This is a genomic window from Haloarcula sp. NS06 (genome assembly GCF_051122755.1).
Lineage (GTDB): Archaea > Halobacteriota > Halobacteria > Halobacteriales > Haloarculaceae > Haloarcula.
This window is the reverse complement of sequence record NZ_CP184844.1, coordinates 893,645-908,621: the sequence shown is the minus strand read 5'-3', so window position 1 is coordinate 908,621 and position 14,977 is coordinate 893,645. Positions and strand designations below refer to the sequence as shown.

Sequence of the window (14,977 nt, the reverse complement as noted above, 5' to 3'; positions counted from 1 at the left end):
CTCGACGTATGAACGACCCTGCCGACCCCGAATCTAACCCCTTCGACCGTGTCGTCGGTCACTGGGAGCAGGTCATCGAGGACATGACTGCGACGGCAACACAGTACCGCGACGACGGGCGCGAGGCCATCGAACTCCATCCCGGCGACGTGGCGGTGCTGACCGGTGAGCCGCGGACGATGGCCGAACAGACCGGCGAGTACGAGCCCGAAACACGGCGGCTTGGCTTCGATGTCGTGGTTCCGGGTGATGAGTTCCGGCGGGTCGCCGACGCGCTCGAAGACCGCACCGTCGACCGCTCTGAGGTGTTTCGGGCGACCGACGACGGGATGGTGTTCCTGCTTGTCGCGCTGGAATGTGGCGACGACCTCGCCGTGCTCGTGCCGCTGTACTACGACCAGACCGACCGCGCGGACCTCTCGCAGGTTGCCGCCGACCACGGACTGTACTCGCATATCCGACCGCTCAGCGACGATGAGGTGGTTACCGTCACCCACGAGGACCCCGAGCCGTTCTTCCCCGACTGAACGCCAGTTCAGGACCGGGCACCAACTGCGTGACTATGACTGCTCACGCACCTGGGTCAGTCGGTACGCTGGCACGTCGAAAACGATCCCGTAGAGCAACCGGTTGCCGATGACACCGACACCGAAGCCCGAGAGAACGGCTGCGAGTACAAGCGTCACCGACACCTCGGAAAGCATCATGAGGCCGGCGACAACCCCGGAAAGCACGATGAATGCCGCCAGTGCGGCGACCTCCGGGTAGACGCCCGGGACCGCGTCGTGTTCGACGATAGCCACCGTGATACCCGTCAGGAGACCGAACCCGACGACCACCGCCAGTACGTCGATCAATGCTGTCCCCGCTTCCGCGTAGCCAAGCACCGCCCCGCCGATACCGATAGCCAAGTCAGTCCGTAGCACTTTCTGTGTCGCTTCGTGGACCGACATCGACGGTTGTGCGTCAGGGTCGATGTCGTCCATCTCAGCCGTGGCTACTCGTCGACCTGAAATTCATTGCCACACTCCGGACAACACACCTCGTCGTGTCGCAGCGCCGCCGACTGCTCGCGGACCTCCCGCATCACTGAGGAGATCCGGTCTTCGGCCTCCATCTCGTCCTCGACGGCGAGGTCGACGCCCTCGACTTCGAGCAGGAACTTCGCGACCTCCGTGGCCTCGTACATCACGTCGTCGAGGTCCTCGGCGGTGAAGAAGTCACACATTGCACCGTAGAGGAACGTTGCGCCGGCCTTCCGGACCTTGTCTTCGAAGGCAGCGCGGGCCTGATTGACCGCCTGTGGCGTGTACGTGTCCGTCATGAACGGGACGAGTTCCGGGAGGTTTTCTCCGATTTTCGTCATCTCGACGCCCGTTTCGGTCCGGAAGTCAGCACAGAGGCGGGCGATGGCCCACTCGCGGGCGGTGATGTACGTCCGGTCCCGGAGGAAATCGTTCGCGCGGTCGTAGGTCCCGCCCTCGATTTTCTTGAAGCGGTCGTACTTCTGTACGTCGGACGGGATGTCATTGGCTTCGGACACCGCCGTCTCGCTAGCTTGCTCGGCCGGTGCTGTCTGTTCAGTGGCCGAGTCAGCAGGGCCGCTCCCTGTGGTGGCGTCGTCGGCCCCGTCATCCGCGGCCGCCGGGTCGTCCGACTGGTGTCCGGCCGATCCGTCGTCTGCCGCCTCGACATCCGTCTCGTCCGGCGGTGCGCCCTCAGTCATAGCCGAGCATGCGTGCCCGCGGTGAAAAAGGGTATCGCCGCCGCCCCGCTGTCATGGTCTTCTCCCGACAGTTCAGCCGGGTGGCTTTTTTACCGCTCCCATACATGGCCCGACTATGAAAATACTGCTCGGTGTCGGGGGCAGCGAACTGTCCTACCAGGCACTGACCGAAACACTCGAACGTGTTGCCGAAACGGGCGACGAACTGACCGTCGCTGTCTTCGACAACGAAGACAATGACACCGATATCGAAGCGGTCCAGCAACGGATACAGGAGCATATCGACGAAAGCGGGCTCGAGCCGCCGCTCCGCCGTGTCGAAGGCACCTCACCGGGAAGTGAGCTGGTGAACATTGCCGAGAGCGAGGAGTTCGATAGGATCGTCCTCGGCGGCGGCGGCCGCTCGCCGCTCGGGAAGATACAGCTCGGCCCCATTGTCGAGTTCGTCCTCCTGAACGCACAGACGCCGGTGACTCTCATCCGATGACTCGCACGTACCCAGATGAACCCGCCGAAGCGTTCCCGCAGCCACCGCGGACGATCACCGACCGCGAGGACCGGTCCATCGACGTCATCCCTGCGGACGACGCCGACACGGAGAGCCTCGTCGAGATGTATCTCGACTTCGACCCCGCCGACCGGGCGCAGGGCATCCCGCCTGTCAAAGAGGACGCCATCCGCGAGTGGCTCGAAACGATCCTTGACGGCGACTGTGTAAACGTCGTCGCCAAACACGACGATACTGTCGCCGGCCACGCGACGCTGGTCCCGGACAACGAGGACGAGCACGAACTCGCTATCTTCGTGTTACAAGCGTACCAGGGTGCTGGTATCGGGACAGCGCTGGTCGAGACGCTGCTGGGGTACGGCCAGGCCGAAGGCATCGGCCACGTCTGGCTCACCGTTGAGCGGTGGAACGATCCGGCGATATCGCTGTACGAGAAGGTCGGGTTCGAGATCAGTAGCGCCGAGAGCTTCGAGATAGAGATGGGGATCCGTCTTTAGACGGTGAGGACCGGCTGGCTTGCGTACTCGATGACGTAGGTCGCTGCGCGCCCGACGGCTTTTTCGCCTTCGCTTCTTTCCTCGCGCGGGACGACGATGAAATCCGCGTCGATGTCCTCAGCCACGTCGAGGACAACGCTACCCGGCGTCTGCATCAGCCGTGTCTCTGAGAACGCGGTCGCGGACGACGTTTCGAACGCGCCGTCGTGGGCGTCGCGGAACCGTTCTCGGATACTCTCGGTGAACGCCTGGTGCTCCTCGGCGATCGCGGTCGCGCTCACGTCGCCGCTGTCGATATCCTGGTGGAGTCGTTCGTCAATGACGAACAGCAGGTGGAGGTCGGCGTCATACCGCTCCGCAACGGCGATCGCGTACTCGGCCGCTCGTTCCGACTGGTCGCTGCCGTCGACCGGCGCGAGTACGAGGTCGATATCCATCACTCGCCACTGTGACCCCGGCCGGCAAAAATCCACCGGGGTTCGAGCCGGCGGCGTCGTGTCATCCGGTGAGTCCCTCGCCGTGACCAACAGTGTATTTAGTCGCGGCTTCGATGCGTGGTGTATGTTCGATACGGTGGTCATCGCCACGGACGGCTCCGGCAGCGCAGAGCGGGCCGTCGAGGCGGCGCTGGACCTGGCAGCGCGCTTCGACGCAACTGTCCATGGGCTGTACGTCGTCGACACCGGCGAGGTTGAGACGACTCCCGAAGAGGTTCGCGAGGCGCTGGAGCGCGCGCTGGCGACCACTGGCGGCCGCGCCCTCTCGTTCATTCTGGAGGCCGCCGACGCCGAGGCAGACGAGGAACTCGTCACTGCTGTTCGGGAGGGCGACCCGGCCGACGAGATCTGTACGTACGCAGTGGAACACGACGCCGATGTCATCGTCAGCGGAACCCGCGGCCGCCACGGCGAACACGGCTACCTGCTGGGCAGCGTCGCCGAGGAACTCGTCCGGGAGGCTCCGATGCCGCTGTTGACGGTCCGCCAGCTCGAAGGCGAGCCCAACCCCGAGCGCGAGGACGTGTAACGGAACCCGACGGCTTCTTGACGCCCCGCCCGCTTGCTGTGGCATGGACGATTGGCTCATCGACGACGACCGCCTCTCTATCGGCCGCAAATCTGTACTCCCCGGTGAGGGGTTCTTTATTCCGGATTCCTACGAGGAAGAGCAAGCCGAAGCCGAAGCCGCCGAGACGCTGCAGGACGCCGGCGTCATTGTTATCGCCGACCCCGACGCTGACGGACTGGCCTGTACCGCGCTGATCCGCGAGGCCCACGGCGAAGGCGCGCTGCTGCCCGCCGGTCCACACGAACTTACGGAAGCGCTCGAATGGACCGCCGAATACGCCGACCCTGACGCGACCGTCTTCATCTGTGACCTCTGTCCCGACCGCGAGTCCGACATCGCCCCGCTCGATTCACTAGTCGACACCACCGAACGGGTCGTCTGGTTCGACCACCACCAGTGGCCCGACGACCTCGCCGCCGACGTGGACGCGGCCGGTGTCGAACGCACCGTTGGCGACTCTGAGGAAGTGTGTACCGCCGACGTGGCGCTGTCGGAACTCGACTACGACTTCGACGAGCAGTGGGCCGACCTCGCTGCCGTCACCCGCGACCACGACCTCTGGATCCGTGACGACCCCCGCAGCGACGACCTCGCAGACCTCTCGTACTGGAGCGAACCCGAGGAGTATATCGAGGCGGTCCGTGACCACGGACCCGACCTCTCGCCGGAGTTCCATGAGTTCCTTGAGGAGAAGCGCGTCGAGAAGGAGGCACTTATCGAGAAGGCCGTCGACCGGGCCGAACTCCGCGACGTAGGCGAGTGGACGGTTGGCGTCACCTACGGCCGCTGCTCGCAGAACGAGGTCGCCGAAGCCCTCCGCGAGCAGGGCGCGGACGCCGCCGTCATCGTCAAGCCCGCCGGTTCCGCCTCGATCCGCGGAACGGACAGCTTTGAGCGCGCCCACGAGGTCGCACAGCAGGTCAACGGCGGCGGCCACCCGAAAGCCGCGGGCTGCAAGCCCGACATCTACGACGACATGATGGACTACGCCCACCACTGGACGACGCAAGGGGCCGTTGCGAAACAGGCCATTGTCGATGCGTTCCGGCGGTTGCCTGAGGAAGAAGCGGAAGGCGTCGATACCGACCGGTAGACGGACCTGACAGTGACGTGGACGGTGTATCGTCGCCCGACACAACGTTGATTTGCCTCTCAGTCGTCACTTCTGGGTGATGCCCGAGTCCCTCCACACGCGAATCGCGCGCGAAACAGCTGTGCGACAGCGACTCGGAAGCACCGTCGCTGTCGGCGCGACGCTGTACGTTCTCGACGGGTCGGTACGGTATGCCGCAGTCGCGGCAACGCTCGCCTTCTGTGTCTGGCTCGTCGCCGATGTCGCCCAGGCCGCTGTCGGCGACTACGCCGACCACGTGGTGTTCGGGCTCCTCGTGTTTGGCTTCGTGGCGTACACGGTTACAGCCGCTGGCCCAACGTGGGTCGTTGTCCTGGGGGCACTCCTCGGCTGTTGGTTCCTCCTCGACGGTATCCAGCACCTCCGCCACGGCGTCACCCGCAACGAGGTTGGGGTGCCATATTCACATGGCGGTAGTCCAGTAACAGGACTCCCGAAGGCACTGCTCGTCAGACTTGCCGAGCCGTTCCTGCTGTAAGCTACTCCCCGACGACCCACTTGTCGCTGTACCGTTCCCCACAGGCACACACCGCGTAGGCGTGGACCACGTCGCCCTCAGCGTAGAGGCCGCCCACGTCCTCGTTTTGTTCTTCGGCGAAGGCGAAGACAAAGCGGGTCGTGTGGTCACTGTCCGGTTCCTCCTCGGCGACCGGACAGACCGCGTTGGTCAGGTCGTCGTCGATGTCCCCCTCCGTACCCATCGCCTCTTGGGCCAGTCCCATCGGGTCGATGCCTGTCGCCGACTGGAACGCACTCCGGCCGTCATCGCCCGGCAGGACGAGAACGTGCCCGTCCTCGACTTCGTCGGCGTACTCGGCCAGCGCACCCGGGTTCGAGACGGCGTCCTCATGGAGGAAGAACAGCACGTCTTCAGGCCGCTCGCCCGCCAGAAACTCCGTGTGTTTGGTCATGCAGAGAGGGAGTCACTCGCCGGGCAAAAGTACCGCGTTCCTCCCGCATGTCTCTGTCCCGTTCTAGCCTCACTTTTACGCACACTCGCGGCATACAGTCGTACATGACCGACTTCGCCCAGTACGTCACGGATATCGTCCACGAACCGACCCAGACTGACAGCCCAGGGTTCGACCTCACCGTCGCAGCGGTGTATGAGGTCATCGAACCGGGACGGATCGACTTCGGCGGCGGCGAGCTTGATGCGGCCGAAGTGGTTCCCCATACAAGTGAAAAGCGGAAACCGGACGACGACTACGAGTGGTGGACGCTGCGGGCCGGCCAGTATCTTATCGAGTACAACGAGTCGCTGACCGGCGAGGCGACGGTGACGCTCCAGCCGCGGACGGAACTGCTCGAACGCGGGGCGACTCACCCGACACTGCACGTTGGCGCGCTCCCGCGCGTGCCACTATCTGTCGGCGGCGCGGGGTTGAAGCTCAAGGAAAACGCCAGAGTTAGTACGATTGTCGGAGCCGAGGAGTAAGACGACGAGCGGTAGCGCCCTGTTATTAGGCGTTCACGTCTTCGAGGTGGCGGCTGGCGACGACCTTGCCAGTCGGCGTGAGCGTCGGCCCGTCGGAGCCGTCTTGTACGAGGCCGTCGGCCGAGAGGTCCTGAAGAATCATCGACACCTGTGAGGAATCCTTGCCAAGAATACTTGCAAGCGGCATCCCGTCCATGTCGCCGGTCGAGTACATCGCGACCAGCACCTCCTTCTTGTCCTTCGTGAGTTCGACGTCTTTGAGCTCCTCCATGAGCTCGGCGTACTCGCGGCGGAGATAGCGCCCGAGGATAGACATCTTGCGGTTCGACGCCATCGCGGCCAGCGTCGTCATGGCTGTCCCGTCTTTCATGTGTCGGACCGTCAGTACCGGCCGGCCTTTGCCGTTAATTTCCCGCGTATTCCGGTCGAAGTCCGACACTGTCTTCAGGTCGACGTTGAACGACCCGTCGCTGCGTCGGAACTCGACGTTTCCGGGCGTGAGGAATAGCTTCGCCGTTTTGAACGACTCGTCGGTGACGCGACCACCGACGCGGGCGCGTTCCTTGACCGTCGTTTCGGTACCGTTGATGACGGCTTTGAACAGTACCGTGCCGAACTTCTCGATTTTCTCGTCGCCAGCTTCGATAGCTGCGACGAGTCGCTTTCCTTTGCGCTCGAAGGCAATGGTCACTGTCGAGTCGAAGAAATCGCCCAGATCGGGTGGGACCTGCCCGATGGCGATGTCGAAAATCGAATCCAGTGGGATGGTCAGCTTGTCGTCCTCGCTTGCAGCCAGTACCAGTCGCTTCTGCGAGAGGACGATCCGACCTCTGATAGGGTCGCCCCGACCGGCCACTTCGGAGTTGAATTTGCCGACGAAATCCGCAATCACTGATTCCGACATTCGTCCGTTACCCGATGTACATCAGCACTGATATTGAGCGTTTCGCGCGAGTATCAACAGCAAAAATCGGATTCGCTCAGGAGAATGGGGCCAACAGCGTCAGTTGTCGAGGTTCCGAGCAATATCTGACAGCGAGGAATCCGGGCCGCCAGTCGCTGTATAGACGACGCGCTTGCCCGGCGTTCGGAGGCCGTACTCGGTTCCGTCGGTGACCACGTCGAGATGTGCTGACCCGCCAAGCGAGACATCACTATCGGCAACCCACTCCGCGAGGCGGTTTGTTCCGTCTCGTTCGCGGGCCAGTCGGCGGTTGTCGGCAACGTGTGAGATCACCGGCTCGCCGTCGAGATTCGTCTCGACGACGGCGTGGTACCAGTCGCCGTCAATTGCGAGGCGAACGGTGTCTCCGTCGTCGAAATCGAGTTCGTCCGGGAGTACAACTCGCGGTCGGTCGGTTCGGCCGACCGACTCGACGGGAACGCGATGCGTCTCGACGGTTTCGTGGTCACTGGGAACGCGGTCCGGCACGTGACTTACTCGTCGTCGTCGCCGAGGAGGTCGGCCACGTCGTCGCTGCCGCGGGCCGTAATCTTCGCGTTGATCTGGCGCGTGTCGTCGCTGACCTCGCGGCCACGAACGGTGATCCGCTTGCGCTCGCCGTCGGTGGTCGGCTCGAAGCCGACGCCGCCATCGGACATGATTTCTTTCGTCGTGACGCCACGAACGTCGGGTCGCATCGGTCGGCCGGAGGTGTCCGAGCCGCCGGTCAGTTCAAGCGAGTAGCCATCAAGGCCAACAGCGCCGCCGTCGACCTCGTCGCCGAGCTCGCGGCCGATGAAGCGGTTTGCGTCCTGTCCGTCAACGTCGATCTGGTAGGTGTGGCCGTCCTCCGGGTCGGAGACAGCGACCGTGAATTCTGCCATACCTGTTCTCAATCAACCGCGCTTCAAAAACGCGTCGAACCGTCCGTCTCGGTCACACCGTCTCGGTTACTGGTCGGCCATCGCATCGCTCGCGATTGAGCGACCGCGGGCCTCAAGCTGGACCTCCCGGCGTGTCCGGACCGGCTCGAGGATATCGGACTCCATCAACCGGTCATATACGGCTTCGACTTCTTCAATCTCCATGTCGACGAACTCCGGAATCTTGAACGGCGAGATACCGGAGTACAGCGCCATCAGCACCTGCGTCTCCTTGTCGGAAAGCTCCACGTCGTCGGCGATGTTGCGCTGCTCGCCCTGCCGGACGAGCCCCTCGATGAGCGAGACGTGCCGGGGTGTCCCCGAGATGTGGGTTTCGACGCTGGTCCCTTCGATGGTGTGTTCGACCTCTAGCAGCGGTCGCTCGTCGCTGCGGATCGTCTTCTCCTTTGCCTCGACGGTCCCAACGTCGTCGATGTCCAGTTCGACGAACGTGCCGCTGGCGATGGCCAGATTGATGCAGTCGCCGTCGAGCTTGAGCCGCCCCTTCTCCCAGCCGCCGTCCTGAACAACGCCACCCTTGACTGCGGGATGGTTGACGAGGACGACGGTCTGGTCGAGTAATGTGCTGTAGAGTTTTTCCTGAAACTCCTCGGCCTTCTTTGCCGAGATGAGCGTCACGTTCCGGCCGGCCTGCACCTTGATGTAGTTGTCCACCTGTGCGAGTGGCTGGTTCATCTGGCTGGCCGTGACGCTGCTGACTTTCGATAGTGGGATGGTCCGTTTGCCCTCGCTGGTCGCGAGGACGAGCCGCTTGTTCGAGAGCAAAATTCGACCGGGTAGCCACTCGATGTCGTTTCGCTTGCGCCCGTCCGAGACGACCTGAACGAACTTCCCCTTCGTATCGACCAGTGCGTGTTCTCCGTCGCTCATCGGTTAGCCAGCTATCGCTCTGGTGTACGCACCGCCACGTCTTAATCCACTCGGCTGACTCATCCGCGGCCACCGAGCTTCGAGATGGCCGAGAAGGCCTTCTTCCTGACCACGTCGTGTTCGGTCTCGTCGATGAGTTTATCCAGCGTCTTCCGGGAGCGCTCGCTCCCAACTTTCCCAAGGGTGAAGATAGCTTGTCCCCGGATATCGGGGTCAACGCCGTCGTCCTGCACGATTTTGAGTAGCCGCCGTTCCACCATGTTGTCATCGTCGCCGAGTTCGGCGAGACTGGTGGCGGCGAACTGCCGGAGCATCTGGTCGTCGTCGCTGAGTGCGTCGACCAGTGATTCGATGACGCGGTCACGCTCTTCCTGGCTGGTGACCCGTCCGAGCATCCAAGCAGTGTTACGCCGCTGGGCGGCCTGCGTGCTCTCTTCGAGAATTTCGACCAGCGGCACGACGACGCTCCGGTCATCCGTATTCGAGAGCTTCTCGACGACGGTATCGCGTATCTGGTGGCTCTGGTCGGTCGGGACGTTCGACAGGAGTTCGATGAGCGAGTAGACGGCCGTTCGTCGGACGGCAGCCGACTCGTCTGAAAGGGCTTCGATGAGATAGTCGACCGGCCGGTCGTTGCCGAAGTTCCCGAACGCCCCAACGGCGATGCGCCGGACTCGCTCGTCGTCATCCTCGTACAGCGGCAACAACGCCTGAAGCGCCTGTCGGTTCCCGATATTCCCCAGCGCGTCCGCCGCCTCGCGCCTGACGCCAGCTTTTGGGTCCGACAAGACTGACTCCAGCGGCGTCGTTGCCCGCGAGTCGCCGATCTTCCCGGCCGACCGGGCCGCTCGCGCCCGTACTCGCGGATCAGAGTCCTCGAAGCGCTCTGCGAGCTTCGGGACCGCGTCGGCCTGGTCTAGGTTTCCGAGGCCGTTTGCCGCTGCCATCCGGAGTTCCGGGATTTCGGCGTCGAGCACCTGCATATACGCCTTCGCCTTCACCCAGTCGGCGGCGTCGTCTTCGAGGTCGACGCCGGCCATACTCCCGATAAGTTGCGTGATCGCGTCGTCACCGAGTTCATCAAGTGAGTCGATAGCCGCGCCGGTGATCGCGTCGCTGTCGCTCTGGGCCGCGTCCACGAGGGCATTGACAACGTCGCGCCGGTCGTCGTGGTCCTCGAAGTTCCCCAGTAGCTCCGCGGCACGGGTCTTGACCCGTTCGTTGTCGCTCTCTCTGAGGAGGCGGATGAGTTCCTGTGCCTTGCCGTCCCGTTCCAGTTCGTAGAGGCTCATAGGTCGCTACACACGCCGGTAGATGCGGTGTCGTTTGTCGACCGCGTCGAAAGAATCCCGACACTCCGCGGGCAGCGTCTCGGTCATGCCGATCATGAGGTAGCCGCCCTCGCGGAGTGACCCGCGAATCGTCTCGAAGATGGGGACCTTGAACTCCGAATCGATGTAGATGAGGAGGTTCCGGCAGAACACCAGATCGAAATCGCGCTTGGGGTCGCCCCTGATGAGGTCGTGCTGTTCGAACGTGACCATCTCTTTGACCTGGTCCCGAACCTGAAACGTATCGCCGTCCTGCTCGATGTACTTCGTGTAATCGTCCAGCGGCTCCAGTTCATCAGCGATGTCGGTCGTCTGGGAGGTCGCGTAGGTCCCTTTACGGGCCTCTTCGAGGATGTCGGCGTTGATGTCTGTCGCCGTGATCTCGACTCGGCGTGCGTCAATCTCGGGGTCATCGAGTGCCAGCATCGCTGCCGAATACGGCTCGCGGCCGTCGGCACTCGGGGCGGACCAGAGCCTGACGCGACGGTTGTTCTCCGTGAGTTCTCGGAGGACCGGCCGGAGTCGCTCCCACGCGTCTGGGTTCCGAAAGAAGCTGGTGACGTTGATCGACAGCGAATCGAGCAGTTCCTCGCGCTCGCCGTTGTCGCGTTCCAGCAGTCGCTGGTAGCTCTGGTAGTCCTCGGTGTCGGTCCGGCGCATCCGCGCGGTGATACGGCGGTCGAGATACGAGTCGTTGTAAAAGCCCGACTCGAAGTCCATCTCTTCGCCGACAAACTCTACAAGGTCATTGAACGTCCGATCGCTGCCTTTGTTCATAGCGTCACCACGTCGAGGATGTGGACGATGTTCCCGTCACCGAGGACGGCCGTGCCCGAGAGGCCGGGTGTTCCCGAGAGGATCCCCTCTAGGGGCTTGACGACGACCTCTTCTTGGCTGTTGACCGAGTCACAGTGGAGCGCGACCTGGCGCTCGGACTCGCGTATGCGGACGAGCATCCCGTCGCCGTTGGCCGTCTCGCCCTCGATGTCGAAGGTGTCGTCGAGGTGGATGACCGGGTAGATCTCGTCGTTGTGCTTGATGACCTCCTGGCCGTTGACCTGCTTTGCCTCCTCCGTCCCGGTAATCTCGTCGACGTTCTTGATCGGGACACCGTACTCCTCGCCGCCGACCTTGACGAACAGCACCTTGACGATCGCCATCGTCACCGGCAGGCGCAGTGAGACAGTCGTTCCTTCACCCGGTTCGGAGTCAACGCTGACTGACCCATCGAGTTGGGAGACCGTGTCGTGGACGACGTCCATTCCGACGCCACGCCCGCTAGTGTCGGTCACCTCGTCGGCCGTCGAGAAGCCAGGATGGAACACGAGGTCATACACTGCGGAGTCGTCCATCGCGTCCAGTTCCTCTGGCGAGCGGACGCCCTTCTCGATTGCCTTCTCTCTGATCCCTTGCACATCAAGCCCGGCCCCGTCGTCCTCGACTTCGATGATAACGTGGTCGCGCTCCCGGGAAGCCCGGAGCGTGATGTGACCGGTACGTGGCTTGCCCGCCTGTTCGCGCTCCTCGGGTGACTCGATCCCGTGGTCGACCGAGTTCCGCAGGATGTGCATCAGCGGGTCCGAAATCTCGGTGAGGATGGTTCGGTCGAGCTCGATATCCTCGCCCTCGATTTCGAACTCGATGTCTTTGTCGAGTTCGCGCGCGAGGTCCCGGACGAGCCGCGGGAACTTCCCGACGACTTTCTTCAGCGGGATGAGCCGCATATCCATCACTGTGTTCTGGAGATTCGCCGTAATCTTGTCCAGTTCGTTCAGCGTCTCGCCGGTGGAATCGAGGTCGTCTTTCTCGACGCCACGCCGGAGCTTGATTCGGCTCGTGACCAGTTGCTCGACGAGCCCGTGGAGGTCGTCAAGCTGGTCCACGTCCACGCGGACGGACTTGATCTCGTCGACGCTGTGTTCTTCTTCTTCGGCCTCTGGGTCGGAACCCGAATCCGAATCCGAGCTCGACCCGCTATCGTCGGCAGCATTGGAGCCGGTGTCTGTGTCGCTTACCAGCTCATCGGTCACGTCGGTTACGTCGAAACTGTCGACCTTTCCAGTCGTACCGAGTTCGGCGTCAACAGTCGCCGCGTCGGGGCCGTCGAGATACAGGACGAACGTGTCCTCGAACTCACCGTCCTCGATATCGGCACGGCTCGGACTCGAATCGAGAATATCGAACCGCCCCTCGATGGATTCGACGGCCAGCATCGAGTCGACGCCGAGCATATCTGACTCCCCGACACTGATCTCGGCCTGCAGGACCCGCTCGCCGACGGCATCACCGTCAATGTCAGCATCACTGACGCCCGCATCCGTGGTGAGCGACTCGTCGCTGTCTGACGAGTCGCTGTCGTCTGTCGTTTCGGTGTCGCCCGCGGCGGCGGCCCCCTCTTCGAGGACAGCTCGGAGTTCCTCGACCATCTCGTCGGTCTCCGTCCCCGATTCGCCGTGCTCTTCGATCTCTCCGACGATGACCTCTATCTGGTCGACGCCGGCGAAGACGAGGTCCATCAGATCCGGCGTAACCTCCATCTCGCCCTGGCGCATCTCGTCGAGCAAGTCCTCCATCGCGTGCGCGAGATTCGCTGCGTTGTCAAAGCCCATCGCCCCGAAGTTGCCCTTCAGCGTGTGGGCTGTCCGGAAGATCGAATCCATTGCCTCCGTGTTGGAGGGGTCGGACTCGAGTTCGAGCAGTGAGTTGTTGAGTTCGGTAATCGCTTCTTCACTTTCACGGATGAATGCGTCTAGATACTGGTCGTCCATTGTCAGGTCACCTCAGTGGTAATCGTGTCGATAATGCCGTCCGCAATGTCGTCGATAGGCAAGACAGTGTCCACACAGCCTGTTTCGGCGGCGCGCTTTGGCATGCCGTACACCGCGGACGTGGCCTCGTCCTGTGCGATGGTCTTGCCACCGGCCTGCTTGATCCGCCGAATTCCGTCTGCGCCGTCTTCGCCCATCCCGGTGAGGATGAGGCCGACGAGCGGGTCGTCGATCGTCTCCGCGGCTGTTCGCATAGTCACGTCGACGGCCGGACGGACACTGTTGACCGGTTCGTCTTGTGTCAGCTTCGTCCGCAGTCGGCCGTTCCGGTAGTTCTTGACCTCCATGTGTCGGTCACCGGCGGCGACAAGGCCTTCGCCGCCGCCGATGCGCGCCCCGTCGGTGGCCTCCCGGACCTCGTAATCGCTTCGCGTGTTGATCCGCTCGGCGAACCGGCCGGTGAACCCCTCCGGCATGTGCTGGATGATGAGCACCCGTAGATCGGCCTCAATGGGGAGATTCTCCATTACCTGTTCCACCATCTTCGGGCCGCCGGTCGAAGAGCCGATGACGAGCGTCGGGTTCGCAACGTAGCTCGCCTGACTTGACGAGCCCCCGGTTTCCCTCCGGCCAGTAGCTGAGCCGCCGGCCGTCGTTGCTGCTCCATTGTCGCTGCTTGTCCCGCTGCGGCTGCGCGTCGCGCCGACATCGACCGCCGCGACGGAGCTGACCATCTCGACCAGCTGGTCTTTCAGGCGTGACATCTCCATCGACACCTCACCACCGGGCTTGGTGAAGAAGTCGACCGCACCCTTATCGAGTGCTTCGAACGTCACATCGGCGTTTTCGTCGGTGTGGGCCGACAGCATCAACACCGGCGTCGGAGACTCGGCCATGATTCGCTCCGTCGCCTCGATGCCGTTCATTACCGGCATCTCGACATCCATCGTCACGACGTCCGGTTTGTGTTCGATAACGGCCGACACTGCCTCCTCGCCGTCACGCGCCTGCGCGACGACGTCAATACCGCCATCACTGAGGATATCAGAGATGACACTCCGCATGAAGTGAGAGTCGTCTGCGACCACGGCGCGGACACCATCTGCCATATCACCAACGCTCCCGTCGGACAGGAGACATCGGCGAACGAGACATCCTCATACCTACTTCCAAATCCCGTCCGGCCCCGAAATAAATACTCCGCCCACGTAATCAAAGTTGATAGCCCAGCAGGCACCTTTATGCGCCACTATCCGCGACAGTTTGGATAAGAACCGCAATGGCAGCACAGTCAGCCACCACCGGCCAAGTACTCGAGTTCCAGCTCGGCTCGGAAACGTACTGCGTGAGTATCGACTACGTGACTGAGATCGTCGATATCGGCGAACTCACGTCCGTCCCGAACGCCCCGCCACACGTCCGTGGTGTCATGGACCTTCGCGGGCGCACGACATCAATCGTCGACCCCAAGGTCGTCTTCGGCATCGGAGACGAGGGTGCGGAGAAGCGAATTATCGTCTTCGACCCAGAGATCGTCGAGGAACAGGGCGCAGCCGGCTGGCTCGTCGATGAGGTGTATCAGGTCGTGCAGGTCACTCCGGAGCAGGTCGACCAGTCCCCCGCGAACGATGCCGGCTCAATTCGGGGCGTCATCAAGCGAGATGACAGTTTTGTTATCTGGGTGGACCCCGCCATCGTCCACGCTGGTGACTGATTCCGGTTTGTTTAGCGACACACCAGCAAGACTTTTTA

General features: G+C 62.8%; 20 protein-coding genes. 8 read left to right on the top strand and 12 right to left on the bottom strand.

Going from position 1 to position 14,977, the window contains the following annotated elements; all coding sequences use genetic code 11:
• Positions 1 to 8 precede the first annotated feature (8 nt).
• On the top strand, positions 9 to 527 hold the full coding sequence (locus tag ACODNH_RS08375; protein ID WP_434531251.1) for a DUF7529 family protein: 519 nt from the start codon (positions 9 to 11) through the stop codon (positions 525 to 527).
• A 33-nt stretch (positions 528 to 560) separates the two neighbouring features.
• Here the strand turns inward: ACODNH_RS08375 and ACODNH_RS08370 are convergent, their stop codons facing one another.
• A complete protein-coding gene (locus ACODNH_RS08370) occupies positions 561 to 986 on the bottom strand; it encodes a hypothetical protein (RefSeq protein WP_434531250.1) in 426 nt (141 codons plus the stop codon).
• Between the two features lie 11 nt (positions 987 to 997).
• The gene (locus ACODNH_RS08365) at positions 998 to 1,726 is read right to left on the bottom strand and encodes a DUF5806 family protein (protein WP_434531249.1); all 729 of its coding nucleotides are present in this window, start codon (positions 1,724 to 1,726) and stop codon (positions 998 to 1,000) included.
• Positions 1,727 to 1,841: 115 nt separating this feature from the next.
• Here ACODNH_RS08365 and ACODNH_RS08360 point away from each other — a divergent pair, with 115 nt between their 5' ends.
• Together ACODNH_RS08360 and ACODNH_RS08355 are read left to right on the top strand one after the other, a co-directional pair.
• Positions 1,842 to 2,213: a universal stress protein gene (locus ACODNH_RS08360; protein WP_306709192.1), complete on the top strand. Its 372-nt coding sequence runs from the start codon at positions 1,842 to 1,844 to the stop codon at positions 2,211 to 2,213.
• Positions 2,210 to 2,731: a GNAT family N-acetyltransferase gene (locus tag ACODNH_RS08355; protein WP_434531248.1), complete on the top strand. Its 522-nt coding sequence runs from the start codon at positions 2,210 to 2,212 to the stop codon at positions 2,729 to 2,731. Before ACODNH_RS08360 ends, ACODNH_RS08355 begins: the two co-directional genes overlap by 4 nt.
• Here ACODNH_RS08355 and ACODNH_RS08350 read toward each other — a convergent pair.
• The gene (locus ACODNH_RS08350) at positions 2,728 to 3,168 is read right to left on the bottom strand and encodes a universal stress protein (protein ID WP_306709188.1); all 441 of its coding nucleotides are present in this window, start codon (positions 3,166 to 3,168) and stop codon (positions 2,728 to 2,730) included. The genes ACODNH_RS08355 and ACODNH_RS08350 overlap by 4 nt on opposite strands.
• Before the next feature lie 124 nt (positions 3,169 to 3,292).
• Between ACODNH_RS08350 and ACODNH_RS08345 the strand changes: the two genes are divergently transcribed.
• The 3 genes from ACODNH_RS08345 to ACODNH_RS08335 all read left to right on the top strand — a co-directional run bounded on the left by ACODNH_RS08345 (position 3,293) and on the right by ACODNH_RS08335 (position 5,409).
• Complete coding sequence (locus ACODNH_RS08345) at positions 3,293 to 3,757, top strand: universal stress protein (protein ID WP_170096931.1); 465 nt, start codon at positions 3,293 to 3,295, stop codon at positions 3,755 to 3,757.
• A gap of 43 nt (positions 3,758 to 3,800) precedes the next feature.
• A complete protein-coding gene (locus ACODNH_RS08340; protein WP_434531247.1) occupies positions 3,801 to 4,892 on the top strand; it encodes a DHH family phosphoesterase in 1,092 nt (363 codons plus the stop codon).
• Between the two features lie 79 nt (positions 4,893 to 4,971).
• Positions 4,972 to 5,409, top strand: a complete 438-nt coding sequence (locus tag ACODNH_RS08335) for a hypothetical protein (protein ID WP_434531246.1) — start codon at positions 4,972 to 4,974, stop codon at positions 5,407 to 5,409.
• A gap of 1 nt (position 5,410) precedes the next feature.
• Here ACODNH_RS08335 and ACODNH_RS08330 read toward each other — a convergent pair whose 3' ends face one another.
• The gene (locus ACODNH_RS08330; RefSeq protein WP_434531245.1) at positions 5,411 to 5,842 is read right to left on the bottom strand and encodes a DUF5807 family protein; all 432 of its coding nucleotides are present in this window, start codon (positions 5,840 to 5,842) and stop codon (positions 5,411 to 5,413) included.
• A 104-nt stretch (positions 5,843 to 5,946) separates the two neighbouring features.
• Here ACODNH_RS08330 and ACODNH_RS08325 point away from each other — a divergent pair, with 104 nt between their 5' ends.
• A complete protein-coding gene (locus tag ACODNH_RS08325; protein WP_434531244.1) occupies positions 5,947 to 6,369 on the top strand; it encodes a dCTP deaminase in 423 nt (140 codons plus the stop codon).
• Positions 6,370 to 6,394: 25 nt separating this feature from the next.
• On the opposite strand, the gene ACODNH_RS08320 is transcribed toward ACODNH_RS08325, so the two are convergent.
• The 8 genes from ACODNH_RS08320 to ACODNH_RS08285 all read right to left on the bottom strand — a co-directional run bounded on the left by ACODNH_RS08320 (position 6,395) and on the right by ACODNH_RS08285 (position 14,334).
• Positions 6,395 to 7,273: a CheF family chemotaxis protein gene (locus tag ACODNH_RS08320; protein ID WP_306709178.1), complete on the bottom strand. Its 879-nt coding sequence runs from the start codon at positions 7,271 to 7,273 to the stop codon at positions 6,395 to 6,397.
• 99 nt (positions 7,274 to 7,372) lie between these two features.
• Entirely contained in the window at positions 7,373 to 7,801 is a 429-nt protein-coding gene (locus ACODNH_RS08315) for a DUF7112 family protein (RefSeq protein ID WP_306709176.1), read from the bottom strand.
• Positions 7,802 to 7,806: 5 nt separating this feature from the next.
• Positions 7,807 to 8,196, bottom strand: a complete 390-nt coding sequence (locus ACODNH_RS08310) for a 30S ribosomal protein S6e (RefSeq protein WP_007189320.1) — start codon at positions 8,194 to 8,196, stop codon at positions 7,807 to 7,809.
• A gap of 66 nt (positions 8,197 to 8,262) precedes the next feature.
• A complete protein-coding gene (locus ACODNH_RS08305; protein ID WP_306709173.1) occupies positions 8,263 to 9,126 on the bottom strand; it encodes a CheF family chemotaxis protein in 864 nt (287 codons plus the stop codon).
• Between the two features lie 59 nt (positions 9,127 to 9,185).
• Positions 9,186 to 10,418 (bottom strand): HEAT repeat domain-containing protein, encoded by a 1,233-nt coding sequence (locus ACODNH_RS08300; RefSeq protein ID WP_434531243.1) that lies wholly within the window; start codon positions 10,416 to 10,418, stop codon positions 9,186 to 9,188.
• Between the two features lie 6 nt (positions 10,419 to 10,424).
• A complete protein-coding gene (locus ACODNH_RS08295; RefSeq protein ID WP_434531242.1) occupies positions 10,425 to 11,234 on the bottom strand; it encodes a CheR family methyltransferase in 810 nt (269 codons plus the stop codon).
• On the bottom strand, positions 11,231 to 13,225 hold the full coding sequence (gene cheA / locus ACODNH_RS08290; RefSeq protein ID WP_306709167.1) for a chemotaxis protein CheA: 1,995 nt from the start codon (positions 13,223 to 13,225) through the stop codon (positions 11,231 to 11,233). The genes ACODNH_RS08295 and cheA overlap by 4 nt, the downstream gene beginning before the upstream one ends.
• A 2-nt stretch (positions 13,226 to 13,227) precedes the next feature.
• Positions 13,228 to 14,334, bottom strand: coding sequence for a protein-glutamate methylesterase/protein-glutamine glutaminase (locus ACODNH_RS08285; RefSeq protein ID WP_306709165.1), 1,107 nt, complete (start codon positions 14,332 to 14,334; stop codon positions 13,228 to 13,230).
• Positions 14,335 to 14,504: 170 nt separating this feature from the next.
• Here ACODNH_RS08285 and ACODNH_RS08280 point away from each other — a divergent pair, with 170 nt between their 5' ends.
• Positions 14,505 to 14,939, top strand: coding sequence for a chemotaxis protein CheW (locus tag ACODNH_RS08280; RefSeq protein ID WP_170096951.1), 435 nt, complete (start codon positions 14,505 to 14,507; stop codon positions 14,937 to 14,939).
• Positions 14,940 to 14,977: the final 38 nt, after the last annotated feature.

Bases quoted from the DNA above. Each gene is read 5' to 3' on its own strand.
- ACODNH_RS08375 (WP_434531251.1), top strand. From the start codon at position 9: ATGAACGACCCTGCCGACCCCGAATCTAACCCCTTCGACCGTGTCGTC.
- ACODNH_RS08310 (WP_007189320.1), bottom strand. From the start codon at position 8,196: ATGGCAGAATTCACGGTCGCTGTCTCCGACCCGGAGGACGGCCACACC.
- ACODNH_RS08295 (WP_434531242.1), bottom strand. From the start codon at position 11,234: ATGAACAAAGGCAGCGATCGGACGTTCAATGACCTTGTAGAGTTTGTC.
- ACODNH_RS08330 (WP_434531245.1), bottom strand. From the start codon at position 5,842: ATGACCAAACACACGGAGTTTCTGGCGGGCGAGCGGCCTGAAGACGTG.
- ACODNH_RS08365 (WP_434531249.1), bottom strand. From the start codon at position 1,726: ATGACTGAGGGCGCACCGCCGGACGAGACGGATGTCGAGGCGGCAGAC.
- ACODNH_RS08285 (WP_306709165.1), bottom strand. From the start codon at position 14,334: ATGGCAGATGGTGTCCGCGCCGTGGTCGCAGACGACTCTCACTTCATG.
- ACODNH_RS08340 (WP_434531247.1), top strand. From the start codon at position 3,801: ATGGACGATTGGCTCATCGACGACGACCGCCTCTCTATCGGCCGCAAA.
- ACODNH_RS08345 (WP_170096931.1), top strand. From the start codon at position 3,293: ATGTTCGATACGGTGGTCATCGCCACGGACGGCTCCGGCAGCGCAGAG.
- ACODNH_RS08320 (WP_306709178.1), bottom strand. From the start codon at position 7,273: ATGTCGGAATCAGTGATTGCGGATTTCGTCGGCAAATTCAACTCCGAA.
- cheA (WP_306709167.1), bottom strand. From the start codon at position 13,225: ATGGACGACCAGTATCTAGACGCATTCATCCGTGAAAGTGAAGAAGCG.
- ACODNH_RS08300 (WP_434531243.1), bottom strand. From the start codon at position 10,418: ATGAGCCTCTACGAACTGGAACGGGACGGCAAGGCACAGGAACTCATC.
- ACODNH_RS08360 (WP_306709192.1), top strand. From the start codon at position 1,842: ATGAAAATACTGCTCGGTGTCGGGGGCAGCGAACTGTCCTACCAGGCA.
- ACODNH_RS08325 (WP_434531244.1), top strand. From the start codon at position 5,947: ATGACCGACTTCGCCCAGTACGTCACGGATATCGTCCACGAACCGACC.
- ACODNH_RS08280 (WP_170096951.1), top strand. From the start codon at position 14,505: ATGGCAGCACAGTCAGCCACCACCGGCCAAGTACTCGAGTTCCAGCTC.
- ACODNH_RS08370 (WP_434531250.1), bottom strand. From the start codon at position 986: ATGGACGACATCGACCCTGACGCACAACCGTCGATGTCGGTCCACGAA.
- ACODNH_RS08350 (WP_306709188.1), bottom strand. From the start codon at position 3,168: ATGGATATCGACCTCGTACTCGCGCCGGTCGACGGCAGCGACCAGTCG.
- ACODNH_RS08305 (WP_306709173.1), bottom strand. From the start codon at position 9,126: ATGAGCGACGGAGAACACGCACTGGTCGATACGAAGGGGAAGTTCGTT.
- ACODNH_RS08355 (WP_434531248.1), top strand. From the start codon at position 2,210: ATGACTCGCACGTACCCAGATGAACCCGCCGAAGCGTTCCCGCAGCCA.
- ACODNH_RS08335 (WP_434531246.1), top strand. From the start codon at position 4,972: ATGCCCGAGTCCCTCCACACGCGAATCGCGCGCGAAACAGCTGTGCGA.